Origin of the sequence: Prosthecobacter sp., assembly GCF_049294395.1 — a bacterium.
In the GTDB taxonomy this organism is placed as follows: domain Bacteria; phylum Verrucomicrobiota; class Verrucomicrobiia; order Verrucomicrobiales; family Verrucomicrobiaceae; genus Prosthecobacter.
Genome location: NZ_JBAQCR010000205.1, coordinates 59,665 through 84,556, shown reverse-complemented (window position 1 = coordinate 84,556; position 24,892 = coordinate 59,665). Strand labels below are relative to the sequence as shown.

Below are 24,892 nucleotides of genomic sequence, written 5' to 3'. Positions count from 1 at the left end.
CTTGCAAGGCTGGCGCACACGTTTACAGTCGCCGCCTCATGCATCGAAAAATCTTCTTCGCCCTGGCTGTGCTGGTGGCACTCGTCTTCACGATGACCCTCAAAGCCCAGGCCCAGCAGCCTGCGCCCGCCGCTGTTTCAGGAGCCGCCGTGGTCACGCATGCTCCCGCCGAAGACAATCCCTATGGGGACGTGCTGACCTTTCAGGGATTCGTCAAGCGCACCGGCGTCATGGCCTACCCGCTGATCATTCTCTCCATGATCGCGTTTTTCATGATCGTGCTGTTCGCCTTCACCGTGCGTCAAGGCACCGTGGTCAGCGATGCGTTTATGAATTCAGCGGACGCCCTGATCCGCAAGCAGGACTACCTGGGGCTGCTGGCGGTGTGCAACCGCCGCAACGAGTGCATCGCCCGCATCACCTCCAAGACCCTGGACTTCGCCACACGCAACCCGACCGCGAGTTTTGAAGAGGTCAAGGAAGTCACCGAAGCCGAGGGCAACCGCCAGTCCAGCCTGCTGCTGGCCCGCATCGCTTATCTGGGTGACGTCGGAGCCATCGCTCCCATGCTTGGCCTGCTCGGCACGACGCTGGGGATGATCACCACCTTCCATGAAATCTCCGGCAAGGGTGTCGGCGGCTCGAACCAGCTGGGACTCGCCCAGGGGGTGTCCGAAGCGCTGCTTTGCACGGCCTCGGGCCTCGTCATCGGCATTCCATCCCTGATGTTCTACGCCATCTTCCGTGGCAAGGTGAACCGCCTGATCTCCGAAATGGAAGCTGCGACGACCCATCTGATGGCCCTGCTCGCGGTGCAGTACAAGCGTGCCGCACGCGCCGTGGCCGGTCAGTAAACAGGCAGATCACCACCCGCGATGAACTTCCGCAAACAGCATTCCATCGAACCCTCGCCCATGCAGCTCGCGCCGCTGGTGGACGTGCTGTTCCTGCTCGTCATTTTCTTTGCCGTGACCTTCCAGTATGCCAAGGAGGAGCAGGTCATGGACGTCAGCGTGCCTGCCGCCGACGAAGGCAAGGAGAAGGAGTCCCGCAATGTGGGCGAGATCATCATCAACATTAAAAAAGACGGCGAGATCCTCGTCAACGGCCAGAAGTTCAACACCGACGAGTTGCTGGTGAAACTGAAGAACATCGTCGCCCTCTACAAAGACCAGGCGGTGATCCTGCGGGGTGATGAAGGCACCCCCTACCAGAACGTGATCCGAGTGCTGGACACCTGCCAGAAGGCTGGCATCTGGAACATCGCCTTTGCCACGCGCAAACCTGAAGCCGACCAACCTGCTGCCACGCCCAAGTGAGATGACCGCCGCGAAGTTCCCAACCGCCTCGCGCAGTCATGCGCCCCGTTTCATTCCAGCGCTTTTCTGCCTGGTGGCGTTTTCGTCCATGGCCCAGCAGCCCGCCCCGCCGCGTGCCCTGCCGGTGGAAGATGATGTGCCGAAGGCCATTCCTGTGAGCCCGCCGAAGGCACAGCCCGTGCCGGATGCGCCGCCGAGGACCAAGGGGCCTGATGATGACATGTTCGACTTTGCCACGCTGGCCTATGACCGCCAGGAGTGGGGCATGGCCGCGCAGTCGTATGCGAAGTACCTGCAGCAGTACCCCAGCGGCAGGCAGGTGCCGGACGCGCTCTACCGCATTGGTGAGTGCTACATGAAGCAGAACCAGCTCAAGCAGGCCGCGGGCTATTACGAGGAAGTCGTGAACCGCTATCCGGACAGCGAGGGAGCCCCCTCCTGCGCCTATCGCCTCGGCGCGATGATGTTCAACGATTCCAAGTTTGCCGACTCGGCCAAGTTTTTCGGCTTTTCCGAAACCAAAACCAAGAGCGCCGCCGTCCGGCTGGCCGCCGCCTACAACAAAAGCCGCGCCTATGAAATGCTCGGGGACAAGGCCAAGCAGGCCGCCGCCTTGAGCAGTGTGATCGCGGTGACAACGGAAAATCCTTACCGCGAAACTTCGCTGCTCACGCTCGGCAGCATCTATCTCGGTCAGGACAAAAAGGCCGAGGCACTGCCTATTTTTGACGAACTCGTCAAGACCAGCGCCGACCGTACCATCATCGCCGAGGCCAGCATCCGTGCGGCGGTGCTCTATGCCGAGCTTCAGAAGCCGGAAGAGTCCATCGCGATGTTTGAAAAGGCGCTGCGCATGCCGGAGACGACCGAGCAAAACCGGGCCATCTCCCTCGTGGGCATCATTCAGGCGCTGTTTGCCAAGGGCGATTACGACGGGGTGATCGACTACTACAACAAGAACTCCGAGATCCTGCCGCAGGGAGACTCACGTGCGAAGATGCTGCTGCTCGTCGGCCACGCCTACCGCATGCGGAAGAGCTACGCCCGCGCCGTCGAAGTTTACCTGCTCATCGAGCAGTACCATCCCGACACTGAGGAAGCCTTCAGTGCGGGATACTGGAAGCTGTACTGCTTCTACCTGCTGAATGACAAAGACCTGGGCGAGTTCGCCACCGCCTTCATCACACGTCAGGCACCGAAGCACCCGAATCATGAATACCTTTCGCTGGCACGCCTGATCCGCGCTGATTTTTACTTCAACAAAGGCGACTACCAGCAGGCGGCACTGAGCTACAATGATGTCAGCATCGACAAACTGCCCGAAAAGCTGCGCCCGGGCACGCTCTTCAACATGGGCTGGGCTCAGGGTGAGGCTGGACGCCATCAGGAAGCCGTCGGCACCTTCACCCGTTTCATCAACGAAAATCCCGGACACGAATTCCTCCCCAAAGCCTACGCCCGCCGTGGCCTCGCGAACCGTGATGCCCGCGATCTGCCGAAGGCCAAGGCTGACTTTGAATTCGTCACCAAAGAATTTCCCAAATCCGACGCCTGCGAACTTTCCTGGCTGCAGCTCGGCTTCATCGCGATGGAGCAGAAGGATCCGAAGGCCATGATCACCGCCTTTGAAACATTGCTGAAAAAATTCCCCACCACCACCGCCGCCGCACAGGCCTACTATGGCATCGGCCGGGGCAACTTTGACCAGAAGATCTACGACAAGGCCGTCCCTGCCCTGCGCCGCTCCATTGAACTCGACAGCAAGGGCTACCTCGAAAAGTCCAGCCAGCTGATCATCCTCTGCGACTACGCACGCCAGAACGCCGACAATCTGGCCAAGACCATCGACAGCTACCTGCAGTCCAAGCCCGAAGGACAGGTGCCCCCGAACATTTTGAAATGGCTCGGTCTCAAGCTCTACAGCAGCGACGATTTCAACCGCGCCGCCCGCTTCCTCGAACTTGCCGTCACGCCGCAGAACCCGGAAAACACCGAACCCGTCGTGTGGAACTACCTTGGCATGGCGCAGCTGAACAACCAGAAGTACGACGCCAGCATTCAAGCCACGGACAACTTCCTCAAATCCGAACCCGACAGCGCGACGCGCTCACGTGCGCTGCTGACCAAGGGCCGCGCCCAACTGGGCAAGGGCCTCTTTGAGGAAGCGGACAAGGTGGCCCAGGAAGCGCTTCAAGTCGTCAAAGATGGCAGGCTTCAGGCCGAACTCCTCATCCTCGAAGGCGACATCTACGCGGCGCAGGGCGACAAGCTCGCTGCGGAAGGCCAGAAGGATGCCGCTGTGGGCAAATGGAAGGACGGTGCTGCCAAGTATGCCGTCCCCAGCCAGTTTTTTGACGATCCGGATGTCACTCCCAGCGCGCTCTACAAAGCCGCCAAGGTGTTGGAGAAAGCCGGAGATTCGGCCAAAGCCAAGCAGATGCTGCAGCAGCTTCAGCAGCGTTATCCGAAGTATCAGCCGAAGTAAGCAACCGGGGAACTTGTGACGCGAGCGGTCTTGATGATCATGACCGCTTGTTGCGATCCCAGCTTTCACCCTGACCGCGTTTGCCGCCGCCTCCACCGCCAAAGTTTCGCGGAGGGCGCTCCTCCTTCGGCCGCGCCTCGATCACGCGCAGGGGGCGTCCACCGACATCCTTGCCATTCAGCGCATTGATCGCCGTGAGCGCTTCGGTTTCCACCGGCATCTCCACGAATCCAAAACCGCGTGAGCGGCCGGTCTCGCGATCTTTGACGAGACGGGCGCTGGAGACATTGCCGAAGGGGGCAAACTCGCTTTGCAGATCCTCATCCGTCAGGGTGTAGGGAAGATTGCTCACATAGAGGTTCATCGCATCAGGTATCGAAGGCGAGCCATGGAGCACGTGTCAGAGAACAGGTCATGGCGTGAACCCGATTTTCCGTGTCTGCGTCCATCGAGGGACGCACACGATTGGGAAGGTACGCGCTGGGCGGAGGGGTGTCAAACCGTCCCTGCGCCGCCAAAACCGCCCCACGGTCCGGTGGGGAAAGTTTCAGTTGCGGAGAATCCATGAATTCGTATCCGAGTTCCACGTCCCATATCAACACGCGCACCATGAAATACATTCTCACCCTCGTCGCCTCTCTCAGCCTGCTGGCTGGCGTTTCCTCTGCCGCCGAACCGCTGAACACCGTTTGCCCCATTTCCGGCAAGCCTGCCAGCCCGGCCATCACCAGCACCTACACGAAGACCGTGGCCGTCTGCTGCAACCGCTGCAAAGCCCAGTTCACCGCTGCTCCCAAGGGCTACCTCAACAACATCCTCGCTGCCACCGCCGGCCAGTGCCCGCTGAGCAAAAAGAAATCCGATCCTTCCATCACCGTGACCTACACACGCCAGGTCGCTTTTGCGGATGCCGCCAGCAAGACCGCCTTCGACGCAGCGCCTGACAAGCAAATCAAGGAAGTGCGCCAATAACCGGGAGCTTTCATTTCACCCCACAAGCGGAGCTGCGGCATGCGGCTCCGCTTTTTTCATGCCTGTATGATTCAGCGTGTCTTCGAATGCCGTTCCCCTTAGTCTCCCAATCTGTGAAAGCCAAAGCTGCCGCCACATCTGCCATCGATGCATTACGCGATCTTTTCGACGTGCTGCCGGATGTGCAGGCATGGATCAAGGATGCGAAACGCCGCTATCTCTGGGTGAACCACACCTTCCTGCTGAATTATGGCATGCACCGTCTGGACGAGGTGCTCGGCAAAACGGATGATGATCTCTCACCTGCGCACCTCGCGGCGCATTTCCGGGCAGGCGATGAAGCGGTGCTGGCAGGGCAGACGGTGCAGGGCCGCCTGGAACTCGTCGGGCGCTTTGACCACACGGCGGCATGGTGCTTCACCACCAAGCGCCCCGTCTGCGATGCCCGGGGCCGCATCGTCGGCACCGCAGGCATCACGCGTGCGCTGGATGCCGCGCAAATCGATCAACGCAGCGACATCCGCCTCGGCGTCGTCATTGCCCTCATGACCCGCCGCCTCGGTGAATCGGTGACGAACACTGAGATGGCGCGGGCGGTCGGCATGTCGCCACGTGCCTTTGAGCGCAGTTTTGTACGTGAATATGGTTTACCACCGCAGCAGTATCTGAAGCGCCTGCGCATCCAGACGGCCTGCCGCCTGCTCGTGGATACGCGTGAGTCCATCGCGGCGGTGAGCCTGCGCTGCGGCTTCGCGGATCAAAGCCACCTCACCCGCGAATTTCGCCGTGTCACAGGCCTCACGCCGGGTGCTTATCGCGACAAATACGCTGCCGCGAATATTCCACGCCCTGCCGTTTCTGTTCTATCCCGGCGCCGGACGAAGCGATAGCATCTCCGCACCATGAAGCTCCAACCAGGCACCACCGTCGTCAAAAACGGCCAGCTCGTCGATGGCACGGGCAAACCAGCTGTTCCAAACGCCACTATCATCATCACTGATGGAATGATCAGCTACGCAGGTCCGACAGCGGATGCCCCACCGGCTCCGCCTGAGGCACGCGTCATTGATGCAGGTGGTGGCACGATCATGCCGGGGCTCATTGAGGCGCACATCCACCTCACCTACTTCAATGTGTCCGAGTTGCAGGATCTCGACATCAAGTTCCCTGTGGAATACGTCACGCTGCAGTCCGCCGTGAATGCCAAGACCGCTCTCGAATGCGGCTACACGGCGGCGCGCAGCGGCGGCTGCCTGCACAACATCGACGTGTGGATGAACAAGGCCATCGAGGAGGACATGATCCCCGGCCCGCGCCTCAGCACCAGCGGTCGCGAAATCTGCGGAGCTGGCGGCTTGATGGACTGGAATCCTGACTACCGGCGCATCGGCATGGAGGGCATTGTCTTCATCGTGAACGGTCCCGAGCAGGCGCGCACCGCCGTGCGCAAACTCGTCAAGGACGGCATCGAGTGGGTGAAAACTTATCCCACAGGGGACGCGGCATCTCCTGACATCAACGACCACCACACGCTGTGCATGACCTTTGATGAAATGCATGCTGTCGTGGCCACGGCTCACAACCACGGCCTCAAAGTCACCGGCCACTGCCGTGCCACCGAGGGCATCCGCAATGCGCTCAAGGCTGGATATGATGCCATCGAGCATGGGACCTTCATGGATGACGAATGCCTCGATCTCCTGCTCAAGCGCAACGTGCCGATGTGCCCCGGCCTCGGATTCGAGCTTTTCAGTGTGCAGCGTGGCAAGGAGTTCGGCCTGTCCCAGCGGGTTCTCGACGGCCATCAGGAAACTCTCGAAGCCGGTGCTGAAAGCTGCCGCAAAGTACTCAAAGCCGGTGGGACCATGGGCCTCGGCGGCGACTACGGCTTTGCCTGGACGCCGCACGGCACCTACGCCCAGGAGCTGACTTTCTTTGTGAATTACGTCGGCTTCTCCCCGCTCGACACGATCAAGTGCGCTACGCTCGGCGGCGCGAAGATGATGGGGCGCGAGAAGGAGATCGGCACCCTCGAAGCAGGCAAGCTGGGCGATGTCCTCGTGGTGAAAGGCGACGTGCTCAAAGACATCTCCATTCTCGAAAACCGCGACAACCTCCTGGCCGTCATGCAGGGCGGCGTGGTGAAAGCTGGAACACTGGTAGAGCCTGCGAGTTTCTAATGCACCGTTTCGTTCCATCGTCATGAAGCCAACCCTTCTCCTCGCCGCCCTTCTGGCCACCCATTCTTTCTCCGCCGATATCCAGGTGGAAAAGCTCGGCTCCGTCCTGCACTTCAGCAGCGGTGGGAAGACGATCTGTGATTACCAAATGGAAGCAGGCGAGGTGCCTGAAGGCGTATCCGCCGTCTTTAAACACGGCGCGCATCTGCATCCGGTCTATTCGCCCAGCGGCAAGCTCGTCACGGGCAATCATCCCGAGGATCACCGCTGGCATCGTGGGATCTGGATGGCGTGGACAAAGACGGAGTTCGGCGATTCACATCCCGATTTCTGGAACCAGGGCAAAGGCGACGGCAAAGACAATAGCGGCGACCAAATCCTTGCTGAGGTGCGTTTCGACAAACTGGACAAGAGCTGGGGCAGCGCGGACAACGGTGGCTTCGTCAGTCAGCATCTGTTTCTCGACCACAGTCACACGCCCGACACGAGGGTGCTCAATGAAACCTGGGAGGTCGCGGTGGCGCAGAAGGATCTAGACGGAACACCCGCCAACATCATCGACCTCACCAGCACGCAGACTTGCGCGGGCAACCAGCCGCTCAAGCTGCCGAAGTATCACTACGGCGGTCTTGGTGTGCGCGGCAACCTCGCCTGGAATCCGGTCGATGCCGTCACGATGCTCACCAGCGAAGGCCATGACCGACTCAAAGGGGACTCCACCAAGGGCACGTGGGTTCACATTGGGGGTCAGGTTGATGGCGCACCCACTGGTATGGTGATCCTGATTCATCCCTCGAACTTTCGCTTCCCGCAGCCCCTGCGCCTCAACCCCAAGAATCCGCAGCTCTGCATCGCTCCATCGCAAGATGGCGACTGGTCCATCGAGCCCGGCAAACCCTACGTCTCTAAATACCGCGTTCTCGTCTTCGATGGCGCGCCCGATGCCAAATGGATCGAGGCCCAGTGGGCAACCTATTCCAACACCAAGTAATTTTTTCCCATGCTCTCCCGCTTACTAACTTTCGTATTTTTTGCGTCCGCATTCGGTCAATCCCAGGCAGCCGACAGCCTCTTCGACAAATCCAACCTCGCCGCGTGGTGCATCGTGCCGTTTGATGCTGGCAAGCGCGGCCCGGAAGAGCGTGCGGCCATGCTGGAAAAAATGGGCGTGAAGAAATTCGTCTATGACTACCGCAAGGAGCACATCCCGCAGTGGGACGACGAGCTGAACGCGCTCAAGAAACACCACATCGAGCTCATGGGCTGGTGGTTCCCGACCGTCTTCAATGATGAAGCAAAGCAGACGCTCGAACTCTTCAAACGCCATGGCGTGCATCCGCAGCTCTGGGTGAATGGCAACGGCGGCCCCATCCAGGTCAAGGACGAGGCGGATCAGCAGGCCCGTGTGACCAAAGAGGTCGAGCGCCTGCAGCCGATCTGCGAAGCCGCGGCACCGCTGGGCTGCCAAGTCACGCTTTACAACCACGGTGCCTGGTATGGTGAGCCGGAAAACGCCATCGCCATCGTGGAGGCTCTGAAAGCCAAAGGCATTAAGAACGTGGGCATCGTTTACAATCTGCATCATGGCCATGGTCATCTGGACCGCCTCGCCAAAGTGCTGCCACGCATGCTGCCGCATCTGCTATGCTTCAACCTCAACGGCATGGACATCGATGGCGAAGCCAAGGGCCGCAAGATCCTCCCGCTCGGTGTGGGCACGGAAGATGTGAAGGTGCTGCGCATCGTTCGTGCGAGCGGTTACTCGGGCCCCATCGGCATTCTGAACCACACCAACGAAGACGCTGAAGGCCGCCTGCTCGACAACCTCGACGGCCTTGCCTGGCTCGTGCCTCAGCTCGATGACAACCCTCCCGGACCGAAGCCCAAGTACCGCACCTGGAGCGACAAGCCTGCAGCCACCAGCTTCATCACCAAACCCGCCATGACCGGCGAGGGCGTGCCCTCTTTGAACAAGGAATTCGGCGAGGCGCTGAAGGGCAGCTACTTTGAGCAGGACAACGAGCCCTTCCGTGCGCTGCCGCTCACCATCGAGTGCCGCGCCATGCTGACTGGCAAAGATCACTACAACATCCTCATCGCCTCCGACGCCAAATCATCCGCCACGCATTGGGAGCTCTACACGCATGCGAAACGCGGCACGCTCGCGCTCTTCATGCCCGGCCGTGGTGGTGACTTCGACTCGCAGGTGAATGTCTGCGATGGCCAATGGCATGACATCCTCGCCAGCATCGACGAAAAGAGTGTCGTGCTTTGGATTGATGGCAAACAGGTCTTTGAAAAGCCTGTGCAACCGATCAAGGGCACGCCCAAAGCAGGCGGCATTGCTTTCGGCAGCCTTGTGGATGGCAGCATCGGCTGTGACGGCCTCATTGACGATGTGCGCATCGCACGCGGCGTGATGAAACCGCGCAAGGGCACCGCTCCGCGTCTGCGCATGGACAACACCATTGGCCTCTGGGATTTCGACCACCTCGACGCCCTCATGCCGCCCAAGGCTCCGCCGCCCGCCGCCTTCAAGCCCGACCTCAAACCGCTGCATCCCGAGGACAACGTCCACTGGCAGGAATTCGTCAATCGCGAGCGTGTCTTCGACTTCTACGGCAAGCAGGCGCTGCAGTTCATGAAGCAGAAACCGCTGCCCGAACTGATCCCGCAGTTCCCCGGTCTCGATGGCGGCCAGCAGGGCCACTGGGGCAATCAGAACGATCAGGTGACCTGGAAGGATGGGCGCTTTGCGAACTCTGACCTCGGCAGCGTCTTTAGCTGTGTTTTCAAAGGCGGGGGGGCCACGATTCCGAAGGGAATTTGTGTAAGGTCAGGAAATAAATCAGCCTGTTTCGATCCTGAGCTTTGCGCTTTTGTCATCGGATGGCAGGATGGCTTCATTCGACTCAACGACAATCGCCACGGTTTTATGGGTGGCGGGCAACTGGTTGGCAAGGTGCTAGGCACCATTACCAAAGGTGATTTTTCTCAACGAGATTATCTTGGCTTTTATCGACATGGGAACGGAGTCCTATTCTCATACTCGCTCAAAGGTCGTCGCTATCTGTCCACGATGGATGCTGAGCATCAGGAACACGAAAAGCTTGCACATCTAACCAAAGGCGGCTCAGCCCAATGGCCGCAGTGGATCGAAACCCAAGGCAAGCTCGGCACCCAGCAGCCCTTCGCCACCGATACCATCGAACTGCCTTTCAAAAATCCGTACGGCACGCTGTTTTTCATCACCGCGCATGATTTCTTCAGCGACGGCACCGCTGCCATCGCCACGATGACGGGCGAAGTCTGGCTGGTGAAAGGCATTGATGAGAAACTCGATAAGATTCGCTGGAAACGCTTCGCTACCGGGCTGAACCAGCCGCTGGGCATGAAAATTGTGAAGGACAAGCTCTACGTCCTTGGCCGTGATCAGATCACCTGCCTGCATGATCTGAATGGCGATGACGAGGCCGATTTCTACGAGTGCGTGACCAATGCCATGCAGACCTCCCCCGGCGGTCACGACTTCATCGTCGGACTCGAAACGGACAAGGAAGGCCGCTGGTATTTCGCTTCGGGAAATCAAGGTGTCTGCCGTATCACGGGCCGCGACAACCTCGAAGTCCTCGGCACCGGCTTCCGCAATCCCGATGGTCTCGGCATCTCGCCGGATGGCCGGTTCATCACCACCAGCGGGCAGGAGGGCGACTGGACACCCGCTTCATCCATCTTTCAGATTGAGCTGGACCACAATCTCGGTGCCCACTTCGGCGCGGGTGGTCCGAAAAACGGCCAGCCTCCGGAGCCGGTGCTGATGTACATGCCGCGTGGCGAGGATAACAGCGCGAGCAGCCAGGCCTTCATCACGAGCGAGAAATGGGCAGCTCTCAAAGGCGACGGCAATTTCGTCCATCTCTCCTCCGGCGGTGGCAGCGCGTGGCTCGTCATGCGGCAGAACGTCAAAGGCCGCTGGCAGGCCGCCTCCGTGAAGATCAGCGGTAACTTTGACTCCGGCCCGCAGTGCGCGCGCTTCAATCCGAACGACGGCCACCTCTATGTGAACGGCATGCAGGGCTGGGGCAGCTACACGCCCAAGGACGGCTGTTTCCAGCGTGTGCGCTTCACCGGTGGCGAGAAACCGGTGCCCATCGGTTTCGAAGCCCGCGACAATGGTGTGCTGCTCCGCTTCAACCAGCCCGTGAAGGATGCCGATGCCGCCACCTGCTTTGCGCAGTGCTGGAACTACCGCTATGGGCCGCAGTATGGCTCGCCCGAGTATTCTGTGAAGTATGCTGATACACCTGGCCACGATCCGCTGGAAGTGCGCAGCGTGCAGAAGCTGGACGGCGGCAAGACGCTCTTCCTCGAAATCCCGCAGATCGTCACCGCGAGCCAGATTCATCTCCATGTGAGCACCGGCCACGACCTCTTTCTCACCGCGCATGCTTTGGCCGAACCCTTCACCGAGTTCCCTGGCTACGCCAAAATCGCGAAGACCAATCACGCCGCGCAGATCGGCCTTGAAGCACCGAAGTCAGCCAAGCCCAACCCATGGGCCAAAGGCGAAGGGGGCCGCGAAATCATCATCGAAGCCGCTCTGGGCCTGCAATACGTGCAGAAGCAGCTCACCGCGAAAGCTGGTGAAAAACTCACCATCGTTTTCAAGAACCCCGACGTGGTGCCGCACAACTGGATGCTCGCCAAACCCGGCACGCTGCAAAAGATCGGCAACCTCGCCAACCTCATGATCACCGATCCGCAGGGGCTGGCCAAACACTACGTGCCGGATTCCGACGACGTGCTCGCCTACACGGACATGACGAATCCGCAATCCAGCTTCACCATTCACATCACCGCCCCGAAAGAGAAAGGCGAGTACCCTTACCTCTGCACCTTCCCCGGCCACTGGATGGTGATGAATGGGGTGCTGAAGGTGGAGTGACCCCAGTACAAGCCTCCAGCTTAGCACGGAAGGCATGCATTCCACGTGGCTCACATTGGCATATTTTTTAATGCAGCTAGTTCATTGGACTCAAAGCCGATGAACTTCATTTAACAGTGAACTTTTTTGCCCTTTGCACGTCAGACAAGTAGATGCTGCGTTGTCTGTTCCTCTTCCTCCTCATGGGCCTCACGCTCAGGGCGGAGCAGTGTCTGGTCATCGGCGACAGCCTGACCAAGGAATACGAAGCCGAATTCCCCGCCCTCTTTCCCAACAACCCGGCTTCCTGGCAGGCACGGAACTGGATCGAGATTCTGCATCAGCACCGCACCGATTGGTTCGACACTGGCACCTGGAGCGCCTATTCTGACCCCCGCCTCACCGGTCACCGCTTCAACTGGGCTTTCCCGGGTGCCACAACCACCGACATCCGCGACCAGCTCAGCAGCATTTACAACTTCTGGTGGACGAACACGCTCAAAAGCCAGCTTCGCACCGACGTGCAACGCGTCGTCATCTTCGCCGGCGGCAATGATGCCGACAGCTACTACGCCGATCTCTACAACGGTGCGGTGGACGCCTCGGTCACCAACACCACCCTTGGCAATCTGCAATGGATCATCAACTACGTGCGCACGGTGAATGCCACGGTGCCCATCGTGCTGGTCAGCGTGCCCCATGTGGGCTGCACGCCGAAGATTCAAGCAGGCTATCCCACCGACCCCGTCAAGACAGCTCGCGTCACCGCCGCCATGGATGCTTTGAACGCAACCCTCGCCGCATATGCGCAATCGCAAAACATCGGCTTCGTCCCCGGCGTGTATGACTTCACCAAGGCGCTCATCACCCAGCCCTTCCGCATCAAGGGCATCGAATTCTATCGCATGGCAGACGCTGATGCTCGCACTCGCTACACTTTCTCTGGAGACGGCTTCCACCCCAACACCTGCGCCCACACCAAGATCGCGCAGATGGTCGTCGACGCCTTCAACGCCAAGTATCCGTCCACCGCGATCACGCCGCTGACTGACGACTATATCATCTCCACCGTCCTCGGCCTTGATCCAAACATCCCCCTCACCGAGTGGCTCGCATCGCAAGGACAAAGCGGCAGCTTCACCGACGACTCAAATCACAACGGCATTCCCAACGGACTCGAGTTTGCACTGGAAGGCCTCACCGATGTCTCCAGCTTGCCCAGACCCGTAGTGCAGAATGGCGCGCTGACGATGACTTATCGACCGCGCGCCGTCTTCACGGAGTGGGGGACCATTCAGGCGCAGTCATCGGCCGATTTGCTCAACTGGAACGACATCGGAACGGCACAAACGACGACGAACCCAGACGGCACCATCACCGTCAGCGTGAATACGGTTGGAAAAGGTTTTGTGCGGCTGAAGGTCACGCCTGGAGGATAGGCCTCCGACCTGTCAGCGGATCGAGGCGTCCCGCCTTCGATCTTCTGACATAGGCTGGAAGCCTCAAACCATCGTCAGGCAGGATGCCTGACCTCCGGCTCATGCAGCCGCGACTGCTGTCTGCCCCTGCACGCCGAGTCCTTCGACTCCGAGTTCGATGACATCGCCGGGCTTCATGAAGAGAGGCTCAGGCTTGAAGCCGAGGCCGACGCCGGGAGGCGTGCCGGTGGTGATGATGTCTCCGGGCAGCAGGCTCATGAACTGGCTGAGGTAGCTCACCAGCGTCTTCACGCCGAAGATCATCTGCGCGGTGCTGCTGTTCTGAATGGTCTTGCCGTTCAGCGTGAGCCAGAGCTTCAAATTCTGCGGGTCTGGAATCTCATCGCTGGTGGCGAGGAAAGGCCCGATAGGCGCGAAGGTGTCGCAGCTCTTGCCTTTGACCCACTGACCACCACGCTCCAGCTGCCATTCGCGCTCGCTGTAGTCGTTGTGCACGCAGTAGCCGGCCACGTGGCTCATGGCGTTTTCTTCGGAGACGTAGCTGGCTTTTTTGCCGATGACGAAGGCGAGCTCGACCTCCCAGTCAGTCTTCTTCGAATTGCGCGGGATAACCACATGGTCGTTCGGGCCGACAATGGCGCTGGTGGCTTTGAAAAACACGATGGGCTCCGCCGGAATCGGCATGCCGCTTTCCTTGGCGTGGTCGCTGTAGTTCAGACCGATGCAGATGATCTTGCTCGGACGTGCGATGCATGGACCCAGGCGGGTGTCAGCACTCACCGTCGGCGCAGTGGCCGCGTTGGCCTTGGCCCAGGCGGCGAGGCGTTCCAGCCCATCGCCCCCGAAGAATTTTTCATCGTAGTCGCTGCCAAAGGCGCTCGCATCAATGCGGCGGCCGTCTTCGAGTTGAAGGCCGGGTTTTTCTTCTCCTGGGTTGCCGAAGCGGATCAGTTTCATGGTGGTTTAGTTGGTGTGATCTTGTTGTTTGAGGGGGTCGCCTTCGTGATTCGTGTAGCGGCCGATGAGCGGATACTGCTCGAGTTCGGCCACGGTGCCGGTGACGGGGAAGCTTTCGCGACCGACCCAGTAAACGGCCGCCGCAGCGATGTCTTCCGGCATGAGCAGGCGGCCCATCGGCACGGCGTAGGCAGGCAGGCGGTCCGGCCAGCCTTCGCCGAGTCCGTCGCCAAGTTTCACCTGGTATTCGTTTTCCGTCAGCGTCCAGCCCACATTGAGCTGGTTCACGCGCACACGGTCCGTGCCAAGTGCGTCGGCCAGATTGCGTGTCATCGTCATCAGCGCGCCCTTGGACATCGAGTAAGCCAGCAGATTCGCCTGACCGCAGTGGGCGAGCACCGAGCCGATGTTCAGCACGACACCCCGGTTCTTTTTCAATTCAGGCAGCAAGGCACGGATCAGGAGCATCGGCGCACGCGCATTCACGGCGATGATGCGGTCAAACATGGCGGCATCCGTCTCAGCGATGCGTGCGCGATTGGTCAGAGCCGCGTTGTTCACCAGCGCATCCACCTTGCCGAAGGCGGCGATCGCGTCGGCAGCCAGCTTGGCCGGATACGCGGCATCCGCCAGGTCTCCCTGGCAGAAGGCTGCTTTGTCCTTGCCGAGTTCCTGGCACAAGGCCTCGCCACGTGCCGCGTCACGGCCATGGAGGATGACTTTGGCGCCTTCGGCGACAAAGCGCCGCGCCATGAATTCGCCGATGCCGGTGGTGCTGCCGGTGATGAGGATGACCTGGTCTTGAAGTCGCATATTCGGGGTGGTTTTGGTGAATCGCTTTCTATGGCGAGCCATTGGCGATGCTCAAGGCTGCAACACGGCCAATTTAGGATTTGGCATCGGCCGGATGAGGCGCGTGAGCTGGAGAAAGGTGCCTCACTTCTCCAATGCCCATGCGATGCCGTTGAGCAAAAAGCGCCGGAAGGCGGGCAGCTTGAAGTCATCCCAATGCCCCAGCGAGGTGTAAAAGATGCGGGACTTCTTTTCGCCGTAGGCATGAGTCCATGCGACGGGCTCCGTTGCGGTTCCTGCCAGCGTCCCCATCAAAAGCGGCGTGGTTCCGGCCTGCAGTGGTGTGTTTTTGTACAGACCGCCGTGTCCGACGAGTTCAGCCACGGTGACGCCACGCAGGATGGGATGTGCCTCCGCACCCGGCACGAGGGTGATGGTGGCGGCGTCTTTGCCATAGTGGCCGGTGTAGTTGCCTCCCAGCACCTGCGGGTCAAAGTCCTGCCAGATCGCCAGTCCCGCTTTGGGCTCGGGTTCCTTGGGACGCAGCGCAAAGCAATGGCTGGCCGTGCGGATTCCGACCAGGGGCTTGCCGGCGGCAAGATGGGCGCGCACGGTATTGATGACCTCCGTCGTCGGCGTGCGGCGCCGCACACTGATGAAGAGAAGATCTGCATCACGCATGGCCTCCACGAATCCTGGGAACTGATTTTTGTCCGCCGCGTCCGCCTGAATGATGGTAACGCGATAAGGAGCGGCCTTCAATTCTTTGGCCGCAAACTCCGGCAAGGTTTCCCAAGTGTGGTACTCATCCTCGCCAATCATGATGACTATGTGAGGTGGCTCCGCCGCTTGCAGCTGCCATGCGAAGACGACTGCAACGAAGAGCAAGGTGCGAAAAACAAAGGACAGGTTCATAGGATTGAAAGTCTAATCAGGGTTTCGATGCTGCTTGCAGTGCAGCCTTGGCCGCCGCCCAGTCTGGGTTTGGCAGAGCTTCCCACACGCGCAGATGGCGGAAGCTGGCCTCAGTCCCTGCCCCCAGCATGATGCTGTGCTTGGCAACTCTGATGAGAGGATTGCTCAGGGTGGTGCTCTTGCCATCGAGCGTGCCCACCACCTCATTGCCTTTGATCTCCAGCACCACCGTATGCCATTCGTTGAGTTTGACCGGAGTCAGGACGCGGCTCGTCGTCCCCTTCTCCCGCTGCTTGGTGGCGGGGTTGATGCGGTCGGCATCATACGGCGTTAAAAACAGGCCGCCCGGGCCGATGCTGAGCGCGATCACATAGTCTTTCACATCCGTCGCCTTCGCAAACAATGAGCGATACTTGCGGCCCTCATCAGGCACATCGTTCAGCCGCACTTCGCATTGGATGATGGCGTCGGTGAATTGAAAACCAAACGACGCCGTCGCGGGATGATTGGCTGCGGGACTTTCAATGCCGGTAAAGCAACCATCGGTCGTCTTCCACTGCCCGGACTTTCCACCCGCAGGCCCTGCATTGTAGCGCCAGCCGGTAAACCCGCTGGCAAAACCAACGGGCTTTCCCGTGACCGGCGCGAGCGGGGGCGCGAAGTCTTCGCTGACCAGCAGTTTGCCACGGGTGGTCATCAGCGTTTTCGGCAGTTCATCAGCGGCCAGAGCGCCGCAGGTCCAGGCGCAAAACAAAAGAGTAAGGGTGGCTTTCATGGGGGATGGTTATCGGCTGAGGTTGGTCAACACTTCCTGCGCCTTGGTCTCAAAGATCTTCTGCCACTCAGGCGCAACCAATGTGTCGCAGTCTTCCTGCGCGTAGCCAAGGTTGAGGCGCTGCTCCACGGTGGGGGTGTACCAGATGTAACCGTTGGTATAGCCGGAGACGTGGGCATTCGCATCCTTTGCGGCTTTCTTGATGTTCAGGCCCACCTGAACCGTGACCTCTCCCGGAAATGTCACCAGTTTGAAATCTCCCACACGCAGCCCGCAGACCTCGGCATCCAGCGTTTTTTCACCAGCGGCCAGGGTTTGTTTCAGATGCATTTTCAGCAGCGCCAGGTTTGCATTCAGCCGCGTGAGCCGCTCCATGATTTCGATGTTGGCGAGGTAGTTTTCCACCAGCAGGCGATTGTCCGCATCGAGCTGTGAGATGGCCTTCCGATCAAGCGACTGATCGTGCAGATAACTCTGCGAGTAGTGCGATGGCGTGTCCGGCCAGAGCTTGTGCTGGAGCAGCAGCGGCAGGAAACTTTTGAAGTTGATGTTCGTGGACTTGAGCGTGGCGACGAGTTTCTTCTGCTCCGCCTCGATGTTGCTGATGCGTGCGGTGTAATCCGCCGCGCGTGGTACTGCGATGGTGGCATTGCTCACTTTGAGCACTCCATCGCCTTTGGTTTCGATCTTCCGTGCCGCAGCCAGAACGGTCGCACCAAGCATCGTGCCGAGCGGCTCCGCATCCGGAGTGCGCGTGACTTCTTTGTAGCGCACCGGATTGATGTCGCCACCGCAGCCCTGCACGAAGAAGGCCATCGCACCACCGCCAAGTGCCTCTTCAATGACCTTGGAAGCGAAGCCGGGATAATCGGCTGAGCAGCCCTTGCTCGGCGGATTCATGATGGGATGGCAGGCAAACTGGTAAAGCACGGCCAGGGGTGTGCCATCCATGCGATCCAGGCGCAGCAGACCCACCTGCGGATCAATCGGCCCCACGCTGGCCACATCCTCATCGCGCGGCATTGAGTACGCACGGCGCATGTCCACCGTGCTGCCATCCTTCATCTTGAGCCGACGGTTTTCGCTGATGCGCGTCTCCGAACCAATGCCGCTCCCCGCCTTCACTGGGACGAGATTCTTCGCCGCCTCCTTCACCGCCTGAATAACGAGCGGCTCCAGATCGCCACGCACGATGCCGTGACAGTGGCTGGCATTGACCACGACATTTGCGGGCGGAATGCCCAGATCCTGCAAGCCGGTACGCACCGTTGCCATGAAACCATTGCCGACGCGCCCGATGCCACCCACCGCCACCGCATCCAGCGTGATCACCACCGCCGTGGTGCCGCCGCTTTTCAAGACGAGAGCTTTGGCAAAACAAGGATCATTCACCAGCGGAACGGTGCGGTCTGTGATGTCGACTTTGGCAACACCAGCGAGCATTTCACCTCTGGCAGCGGCCACGCAGACGAGCAGGAGAAGACAGATGAATTTCATGGCTCGTTACTTCTGCAGGGTCCATGCCACGGCATTGAGCAACAGTCGCTGCACATCCGCACTGCGCATGTCTTCGGGCGCTCCGAGACTGGTGTAAAAAATGCGGGCCTTGCCAGGTCCATACGTGCGCGTCCACGCGACCGGCTGAGGAGGGGTGGCGGCTCCGGCCTGCGCGGTGCCGATGAGAATCGGCGTGGCATCTGCGGCCAGCGGCAGCACTTGGTACAGGGACTGATAACCACGGATGTTCGCCACATTCACGCCATCCAGCAGCAGCGTCTTGACTCCATCCGGCACGCTGACGCTGTAGGGCAGGCCCTTGATTTCATAGCCGGTATTCTCCCCGCCGAGAACCTCATGCGTGAACTCCGGCCATGGAGCCAGACTGGCATCCACGACTTCATTCGGCTTGGGAAGAAAAGCATGATTTGCCGTGCGGATGCCCAGCAGCGGCTTGCCAGCGGCAAGGTGCGCACGAATGGCCGCCATTTCCTCCTTCGGCGGAAAGCGGCGGCGGGAGAAAAGCACCAGCAGATCCGCGTCCTTCAATGCTTCGACGAGTCCGGCAAAGTGATGCATCTGCGGCTTGTCACCATCAATGATTGTGACGTGATGCCCTAGCGGCCGGAGTTCCTTCTCCGCGAAATCACGCATCGTCCTTGGCGCTTCATAGTTGTTGGGATCTTCCACCGTCATGATGACGATGTTCGCGGCAGACGCCGCGCAAGTGAGCAGTGCGAAGCAAAGCAGGATGGATTTCATGACAGGTTTCATTGAAGTGACGAAAACAGCTCTTCAAGCCCGGCGACGATCTTCGTCGCGGCATCGACTTCGAGGCAGGCTGACCTCGCACGCCAGGTTTCATAGCCGCCGAGCTTGTGCTGCTCAGGCGTGGGCAGGTAGCCGTGGTAGGCATTGGCAAGCGACACTGTGAAGGTCTGCGGATGGCGCTTTTTCATTCCAAGACCGATCTCCACGAAGACTTCAGCGGGAATGGCCGAGACGCGCAGATCGCCGATCTTGAGGACTTGCAACGGCGCGGAGACTTCCTTCGGAAAGTCCGCCAGCAGAACTGTTTCACGCGCATACACCTGTTCCATGCTCTCCATGCGGGGGAAGAGCTTCGACTGCTTCGTCACCGCGCTTGCTTTTTCCACCTCCTCCTTCGTGGGAATGCGCAGGCCCAGAGTGACTTCCTTTTGCGCCACACCCAGCGGCACCCAGTCATGAAACTTCAGCGTTTTGCAGGCCCCAGCCACGGCCTGCGCCACATCATTTCCGACGATCCTGATGCGACCATACGGCCCCTCTTTGGCCTGACCACCGCGGAAGTCGATGTTGTTGATGTCACCGCTGGCACCGTTTGACATGATGCCCACGAAGGGCGGATCCTGCCGGTCTGCACCAAGGAGCTCACCAACGCGATTGGCAAACACACCATAGTAGTCAGCCGAGATATGGCCGGGGCCCACCCCGCCCACGTAGTGCAGCGAATAGTTCGCATAGAGTGCGATGGGGTTTCCCTCTGCTGACTGCACGCTGATAAAACACACCTGCGGATCTGTGGGACCTGCGGGTTCAAGCAGATTGGGATTGTTGACACCGGGGTTCGTCTTCACCTGATCCGTCGTAACCCCGTGCGGCGTGGGGGGAATGCCGCCGGGCTTCATTTTCCAGCGGCGGTTGTACACATGCTGCGGCACATCCACACTGCCCCACGCGATTTTGGCAGGTGCCAGATTGCTCAGCGCACGCTGCACGCCATCGGCGATGCGTTTGGCAAGGAAGCGCTGATACATGGGGTTCGGCTCGCTCTGGCCCACCGCCTGCGCGGTGCCACAGGAGTGCGAGTGCGTGGCGGACATGAGCATGTTCTCCGGGGGCAGACCCGTGGCCTCCTTGACCATCTTCTTCGCTTCATCGAAAATGCCACGGCCAATGACGCAGCTGTCCGCGACCACCAGCACGAGCTTCGTTTTTCCATCGTCGAGGGCGAGGCAGCGGGCGTGAAGTTCATCGTGGATGAACACTGCCTTGCCGTCCTGAAAGCCCCCGTTGATCGAACTGCCGAGCTCAGGCGTGATGTTGCTGGTGGCGGCTCCGGCTTTGAAAACTGGGGCGGGATCAGCCGCATACGCGGTCGAAAGGAGAGTGCAGAGGGCGAAGAGAAGCGGTCGCATCCTCTCCATACGGTCGCCAAATGCGGACTCAATCGGCCAACTCTTGCGTCTGCGTATTCGGTGCCCACCAGATGACAAAGATGCCCAGTCCGTAGATCGACGCACAAATGGCGCCGACGCGTGCGTAATCGCCGCCGAGCGCGGTGAAGAGGTATCCCGCAGCCAGCACCCCGACCGCGGTGCCAAAACGGCCGGAATTGTACGCCAGACCGCTGCCGGTGGCACGGACACGCGTGGGAAACAGCTCCGGCAGATAGAGGGCCAGCCAGCCAAAGAACAAGGTGGCGACAAAACCCTGGGCGCAGACGATCGGATGAAACGAAGCCTGCAGCGGCGCGGTCAGCTGGAACATCGCATAGGTGATGCTCACCGTGGCCAGGCTGATCAGGCAGTAGCTCAGGCGACGGCCGAGCCAGATCGCGCACTGCCCGCCCAACAGGCTGCCAAGCGTGGCCCCCAGCGCCCACCAGCCCTGCGTGGCCGCCTTGTAGTCCCCATGCGCAGCACCGGCGATCTTGTCAGACCATGGAATCATCCACTTGCTGGCAGACCACGCGCCGATCATGGGAATGGAGCTCAATAAAATGCCCAGCAGGGTAAAGCGGATCAACGCGGGCTGAAACAATTCACGCAAGGGTGTCACGGGACTCTTCGCCATGCCACGAGAGGCCAGCCATTTGGGCGACTCCGGTAAAGCCACGAGCACAAACAAGCCCAGCAGCGCAGGCAGGCCCGCAAACTGAAACACCCAGCGCCAGGAATCCGGGGTGATGTGCCACTGCCGCGCCACCTGAGAGAGCGCCAGAACGCCGAAGTTCAATCCGGCCATCATCGCGCCAGAAACCAGCGGACGCGAAGCGCTGGACCAGCACTCCGAGACGAGCGCGATGCCATTCGGCCACAAGCCGCCGACTCCCAGCCCCACCAGAAAGCGCAGCACGAGCATCTGCTCCTGTGTCTGCGCATAGGCACCCATCGCGGCAAAGAGGGAATAGAACAGGATGCACACCCCCATGGCCCGTGTGCGCCCCACACGATCGCCAAAGCTGCCGAGTGTGATGCCACCGATGGCTGCCCCGAGCATCAAGGCGGCGGTGAAGCGCGCAAACCATTCGCCCCCGAGCTCCGCCGTAAAACCAGCACCAAGAAGGCTTTTCGATACCGAGAGCGAGGCCACCGGCATCAGGCCGAGTTCCACTCCGTCAAAGACAAGAGCCAGAAAAACAGTGACGAGCACCAGATAGCGTTGGGCAGTATTCATGGTTTCAGAATGGCCTGTATTACTGCGCTGTTGTCCGCCTCGCCAAAGCCAAGCGCTTCCGCCTTTTCGAGCAATTGCCGATGTGTTTCGCTCAGCGGCAGCGGGATCGCACTCGCAGCCAGCATGAGACGTACATCCTTCAGATGCTGCGAGAGCTTGGCCTGCGGCGTGAAGTCCTGCGTGATCATTTTTTCGCCCTTCGTGTCCATGATGCGGGAGTAGGCCATGCTCCGGCGCATCACATCGAGCGTTTGAGTGAGGTCGAGATCCAGTTGCTGTGCAAAGGCAATGCCTTCCGCCAATGCGGCGCGATTGAGGCCCAGCACGAGATTTGTCACGAGTTTCATCTTCGCTCCGCTGCCACAAGGCCCCACATGCACCACCTCGCGGGCAAAGCGATCAAGCCACTCACGACATTGTTCGAAAACAGCCACATCACCCCCGACCATGACCAGCACGTCGCGCTGCAGCAATTGCGTGCTGCTGCCGGAAACTGTCGCATCCAGATAACGCACGCCCTGCGCTTTGAGTTCAGCTCCTAGAGCGGCCATTTCACCCGGATCTCCGGTCGTGGTATCAATGAGTATCTGGCCGGGCTTCAAGGTGGCGGCACGGAGCACATCACGAACGATGTCAGAATTAGGCAGGCAGAGGAAAACAACATCGCAGTGAGCAAACACATCGTTGGCGGTCGGTGCATTGATGCAGCGGGTGACATCCACATCCCAGCCGCAACTGGCCCCGGTCATCTTCATCACAGCACTGCCCATCAGGCCCATGCCGATGATGCCAGGAGTGCTGTCATGCGCTTCGCTCATGAAAGGCCAAAGAGCTGACGTGCATTGCCCGAGAGGGCGCTAAGCATCGTGATCTCGATGCCGCTGGCCTCCATGCTTGCCAGCTTGGCATTCACATCGAGATAATGCGCTGGCACCTTGCGCAGCCAGTCGCCAATTTTGAGAAAGGCCATGCCTTTGTCGTCATACACCAGCGGCTCCACTTTGCGTTTCCGCATCATGTCCACCACCTCGGGAAAGAAGAGGTGGCTCTGGCAGTCGATGATGCCCGCAGGTGGCGCGGCAGCAGCAGCCACGGCGCTGCTCGCCACAGTGGCGGTGAGAAAGTGACGGCGTTTCATGGGGTCATCATTCAGATGGTTGCAGGCATCGTTTCACCAAAATCATCTGCCTCACCAATGTCAGTTCACCGCCCATCAGCTCCAGGCTGATGGGCGTGAACTGATTTATGTGGAACTATCCGTCGATGTTCCAGCCGTCGCGGTACTCCTTCTTCATGAAGGCGTTCGCTTCGGGTGTGTCCGGGCTGGTGCCGGTTTTACCATCGTATTGGATTTTCTTGCCGGTGCGGTAGGCCACGAGGCCGAGCAGCATCATCTCGATCATGTTGGCGCTGTAGCCGAAGTTGCAGGCAGTGGGCTTGCTCGGATCGCGGCAGGCGTCAAACCACTGCTTCTGGAAGTGGCCGAGATCAGGCAGCATGTCCTCCTTCTTGCGCGGCTTGTAGTAGCTCATGTCGGCATCGTTGCCGTAGGGCAGGATGAGACGTGAGTCGAAGTCCGCGATGAGGAAACCCTTCGTGCCTTTGAACATGGCACCATGGCCGATCTGCGTCAGATCGATGTGTTTCTTCGGCGAGCTTGGCATCGCGCCACCCTGATACCAGGCGACCGTGATGGGGCCGCGCCAGTCGTTTGCGGGCAGTTCGAAATGCGATTCACATTTCACCGGCGTCACGTCGGAATTGTAAGCGTCGCCCTTGGCCTCGGCGGAAGTGGGCAGGCCACCGTCCACGGCGTTCCAGAGCAGGTCCATCGTGTGGCTGCCCATGTCGCCGATCTGTCCGGCGCCGAAGTCCCAGAACATGTTCCAGGAGAGGCAGTTCGCGCCAGCTCCGCCGGAGAAGTAAGCGGGATTGTACGGGTGGAACGGCGATGGGCCGAGCCACAGGTCGTAGTGGAATCCTTTTGGCGGCTCACCTTCCTCAGGGAAGTAACCCGGCTTTGGAATCTGGCGATTGCCCCAGGCGTAGGCGGCTTTCAGTTCGCCGATGGCACCGTCACGGATGAGTTCGCGCACGCGGTTGAAATTCGGGTTCGCATGCCGCTGCATGCCCACCTGCGTGGCCAGCTTGTCCTTCTTGGTCTCCCACGTCGCACGCACGATGCGTGCTTCATTGACGGTGATGGCCAGCGGCTTCTCGCAGTAGCAGTGCAGATTGCGCTTCAATGCCCAGTTGGCGATGAACGCATGCGTGTGGTCGGGCGTGCAGACAACGACGGCATCCAGACCTTTGTGATCAAGACACTTGCGCCAGTCGATATACGTCGTGGCATTCGGGAAACGCTTCAGCGCCTCTGGAAAGCGCGCCTCATTGATGTCACACAGCGCGACGACATTTTCCTCCGCGATGGAGTCGTAATGTGCGAGACCGCGACCCCACACGCCAATGAGGGCGACATTGAGTTTGTTGCTGGCGGCATTCTGTCCAAACAGCGGGCGGGTGATCATGCTCCCGGCGACGAGGCCGGCAGCACCGACGAAGCGGCGACGTGAGAGAGGCGTGGGTTGGGTGCTCATGGCACCGCATGAAACGACACACCGAGTCGATCTCAAGCACCAAGGTTGGCTGATTCCCGCTTTTCCCCCGGCCAGAAAGGGCGGGTAAAACGAAGCTTGCTTAGCAGACGCCCATTTCAGAAAATCAGTTAACAAATTTAATGCCATGGAAATTCCTACCGCCGCCAAAACCCTGTTGGAGCACAAGGGCCGGGACATCTGGACCATCTCGCCAACGGCCACCGTCTTCCAGGCCATTCAGATGATGGCCGAGAAAAACATCGGCGCTCTGCCGGTGATGGAAGGCACCAAGCTGGTCGGCATCATTTCAGAGCGCGACTACATGAGCAAAGTGGCGCTCCATGGCAAATCCTCCAAGGAAACGCCCGTCAGCGAAATCATGACGCGGGAACCGGTGACCGTAGGGCCTGAGCAAACCGTCTCCACCTGCATGGAGATCATCACGGAGCATCGCATCCGCCACCTGCCCGTGCTGGATGGCGAGGAACTGCTCGGCATTGTGTCCATTGGCGATCTGGTGAAGTGGATCATCGCCACCCAGCGCATGACGATCGAGCAGCTGAATGCCTACATCTCCGGCGGCTACTCCGCCTGAGCGC

22 protein-coding genes are annotated in these 24,892 nt (G+C 59.9%); 10 read left to right on the top strand and 12 right to left on the bottom strand.

The genetic code is table 11. From position 1 onward, the window contains the following. Window positions 1–38: 38 nt before the first annotated feature. Genes WAW39_RS13340 through WAW39_RS13330 form a run of 3 tightly spaced genes read left to right on the top strand, consistent with a single transcriptional unit; the run spans window position 39 to window position 3,804 of the window. Window positions 39–854, top strand: a complete 816-nt coding sequence (locus WAW39_RS13340; RefSeq protein WP_422319598.1) for a MotA/TolQ/ExbB proton channel family protein — start codon at window positions 39–41, stop codon at window positions 852–854. Between the two features lie 21 nt (window positions 855–875). Further along, entirely contained in the window at window positions 876–1,319 is a 444-nt protein-coding gene (locus WAW39_RS13335) for an ExbD/TolR family protein (RefSeq protein ID WP_422319596.1), read from the top strand. After that, window positions 1,270–3,804, top strand: a complete 2,535-nt coding sequence (locus WAW39_RS13330; RefSeq protein ID WP_422319594.1) for a tetratricopeptide repeat protein — start codon at window positions 1,270–1,272, stop codon at window positions 3,802–3,804. Before WAW39_RS13335 ends, WAW39_RS13330 begins: the two co-directional genes overlap by 50 nt. 37 nt (window positions 3,805–3,841) lie before the next feature. Here the strand turns inward: WAW39_RS13330 and WAW39_RS13325 are convergent, their stop codons facing one another. Next, window positions 3,842–4,168, bottom strand: a complete 327-nt coding sequence (locus WAW39_RS13325) for an RNA recognition motif domain-containing protein (protein WP_422319592.1) — start codon at window positions 4,166–4,168, stop codon at window positions 3,842–3,844. A gap of 245 nt (window positions 4,169–4,413) precedes the next feature. On the opposite strand from WAW39_RS13325, the gene WAW39_RS13320 reads away from it, so the two are divergent. The 6 genes from WAW39_RS13320 (at window position 4,414) to WAW39_RS13295 (ending at window position 13,319) form a co-directional block, all read left to right on the top strand. Beyond that, a complete protein-coding gene (locus WAW39_RS13320; protein WP_422319590.1) occupies window positions 4,414–4,776 on the top strand; it encodes a hypothetical protein in 363 nt (120 codons plus the stop codon). Between the two features lie 113 nt (window positions 4,777–4,889). Continuing rightward, a complete protein-coding gene (locus tag WAW39_RS13315) occupies window positions 4,890–5,666 on the top strand; it encodes a helix-turn-helix domain-containing protein (protein ID WP_422319588.1) in 777 nt (258 codons plus the stop codon). A gap of 12 nt (window positions 5,667–5,678) precedes the next feature. Next, complete coding sequence (locus WAW39_RS13310; RefSeq protein WP_422319586.1) at window positions 5,679–6,956, top strand: amidohydrolase family protein; 1,278 nt, start codon at window positions 5,679–5,681, stop codon at window positions 6,954–6,956. Between the two features lie 22 nt (window positions 6,957–6,978). Continuing rightward, window positions 6,979–7,947 (top strand): PmoA family protein, encoded by a 969-nt coding sequence (locus WAW39_RS13305; protein WP_422319584.1) that lies wholly within the window; start codon window positions 6,979–6,981, stop codon window positions 7,945–7,947. A 9-nt stretch (window positions 7,948–7,956) separates the two neighbouring features. Continuing rightward, window positions 7,957–11,901 carry a LamG-like jellyroll fold domain-containing protein gene (locus tag WAW39_RS13300; RefSeq protein WP_422319582.1) on the top strand — a complete coding sequence of 1,315 codons (3,945 nt, stop codon included), beginning with the start codon at window positions 7,957–7,959 and terminating at the stop codon, window positions 11,899–11,901. 182 nt (window positions 11,902–12,083) lie between these two features. Next, entirely contained in the window at window positions 12,084–13,319 is a 1,236-nt protein-coding gene (locus tag WAW39_RS13295) for an SGNH/GDSL hydrolase family protein (protein ID WP_422319580.1), read from the top strand. A gap of 99 nt (window positions 13,320–13,418) precedes the next feature. On the opposite strand, the gene WAW39_RS13290 is transcribed toward WAW39_RS13295, so the two are convergent. The 11 genes from WAW39_RS13290 to WAW39_RS13240 form a co-directional block, all read right to left on the bottom strand. Then, window positions 13,419–14,276 carry a fumarylacetoacetate hydrolase family protein gene (locus tag WAW39_RS13290; RefSeq protein ID WP_422319578.1) on the bottom strand — a complete coding sequence of 286 codons (858 nt, stop codon included), beginning with the start codon at window positions 14,274–14,276 and terminating at the stop codon, window positions 13,419–13,421. Between the two features lie 6 nt (window positions 14,277–14,282). Further along, window positions 14,283–15,089 (bottom strand): SDR family NAD(P)-dependent oxidoreductase, encoded by an 807-nt coding sequence (locus WAW39_RS13285; RefSeq protein WP_422319576.1) that lies wholly within the window; start codon window positions 15,087–15,089, stop codon window positions 14,283–14,285. A 123-nt stretch (window positions 15,090–15,212) separates the two neighbouring features. Then, window positions 15,213–15,983 (bottom strand): ThuA domain-containing protein, encoded by a 771-nt coding sequence (locus tag WAW39_RS13280; RefSeq protein ID WP_422319574.1) that lies wholly within the window; start codon window positions 15,981–15,983, stop codon window positions 15,213–15,215. A gap of 16 nt (window positions 15,984–15,999) precedes the next feature. Then, window positions 16,000–16,758, bottom strand: a complete 759-nt coding sequence (locus tag WAW39_RS13275; protein WP_422319572.1) for a hypothetical protein — start codon at window positions 16,756–16,758, stop codon at window positions 16,000–16,002. Window positions 16,759–16,767: 9 nt separating this feature from the next. Further along, entirely contained in the window at window positions 16,768–18,255 is a 1,488-nt protein-coding gene (locus WAW39_RS13270; protein WP_422319570.1) for a hypothetical protein, read from the bottom strand. A 6-nt stretch (window positions 18,256–18,261) separates the two neighbouring features. After that, on the bottom strand, window positions 18,262–19,017 hold the full coding sequence (locus WAW39_RS13265) for a ThuA domain-containing protein (RefSeq protein ID WP_422319568.1): 756 nt from the start codon (window positions 19,015–19,017) through the stop codon (window positions 18,262–18,264). Window positions 19,018–19,025: 8 nt separating this feature from the next. After that, a complete protein-coding gene (locus WAW39_RS13260) occupies window positions 19,026–20,435 on the bottom strand; it encodes a hypothetical protein (protein ID WP_422319566.1) in 1,410 nt (469 codons plus the stop codon). A 28-nt stretch (window positions 20,436–20,463) separates the two neighbouring features. Next, on the bottom strand, window positions 20,464–21,696 hold the full coding sequence (locus tag WAW39_RS13255; protein WP_422319564.1) for an MFS transporter: 1,233 nt from the start codon (window positions 21,694–21,696) through the stop codon (window positions 20,464–20,466). Continuing rightward, the gene (locus WAW39_RS13250; RefSeq protein ID WP_422319562.1) at window positions 21,693–22,514 is read right to left on the bottom strand and encodes an NAD(P)-dependent oxidoreductase; all 822 of its coding nucleotides are present in this window, start codon (window positions 22,512–22,514) and stop codon (window positions 21,693–21,695) included. The genes WAW39_RS13255 and WAW39_RS13250 overlap by 4 nt, the downstream gene beginning before the upstream one ends. Further along, window positions 22,511–22,834, bottom strand: a complete 324-nt coding sequence (locus WAW39_RS13245) for a hypothetical protein (protein ID WP_422319560.1) — start codon at window positions 22,832–22,834, stop codon at window positions 22,511–22,513. Before WAW39_RS13245 ends, WAW39_RS13250 begins: the two co-directional genes overlap by 4 nt. Window positions 22,835–22,949: 115 nt before the next feature. Further along, a complete protein-coding gene (locus tag WAW39_RS13240; protein WP_422319558.1) occupies window positions 22,950–24,293 on the bottom strand; it encodes a Gfo/Idh/MocA family protein in 1,344 nt (447 codons plus the stop codon). A gap of 145 nt (window positions 24,294–24,438) precedes the next feature. On the opposite strand from WAW39_RS13240, the gene WAW39_RS13235 reads away from it, so the two are divergent. Further along, window positions 24,439–24,888, top strand: coding sequence for a CBS domain-containing protein (locus tag WAW39_RS13235; protein WP_422319556.1), 450 nt, complete (start codon window positions 24,439–24,441; stop codon window positions 24,886–24,888). Window positions 24,889–24,892 lie beyond the last annotated feature (4 nt).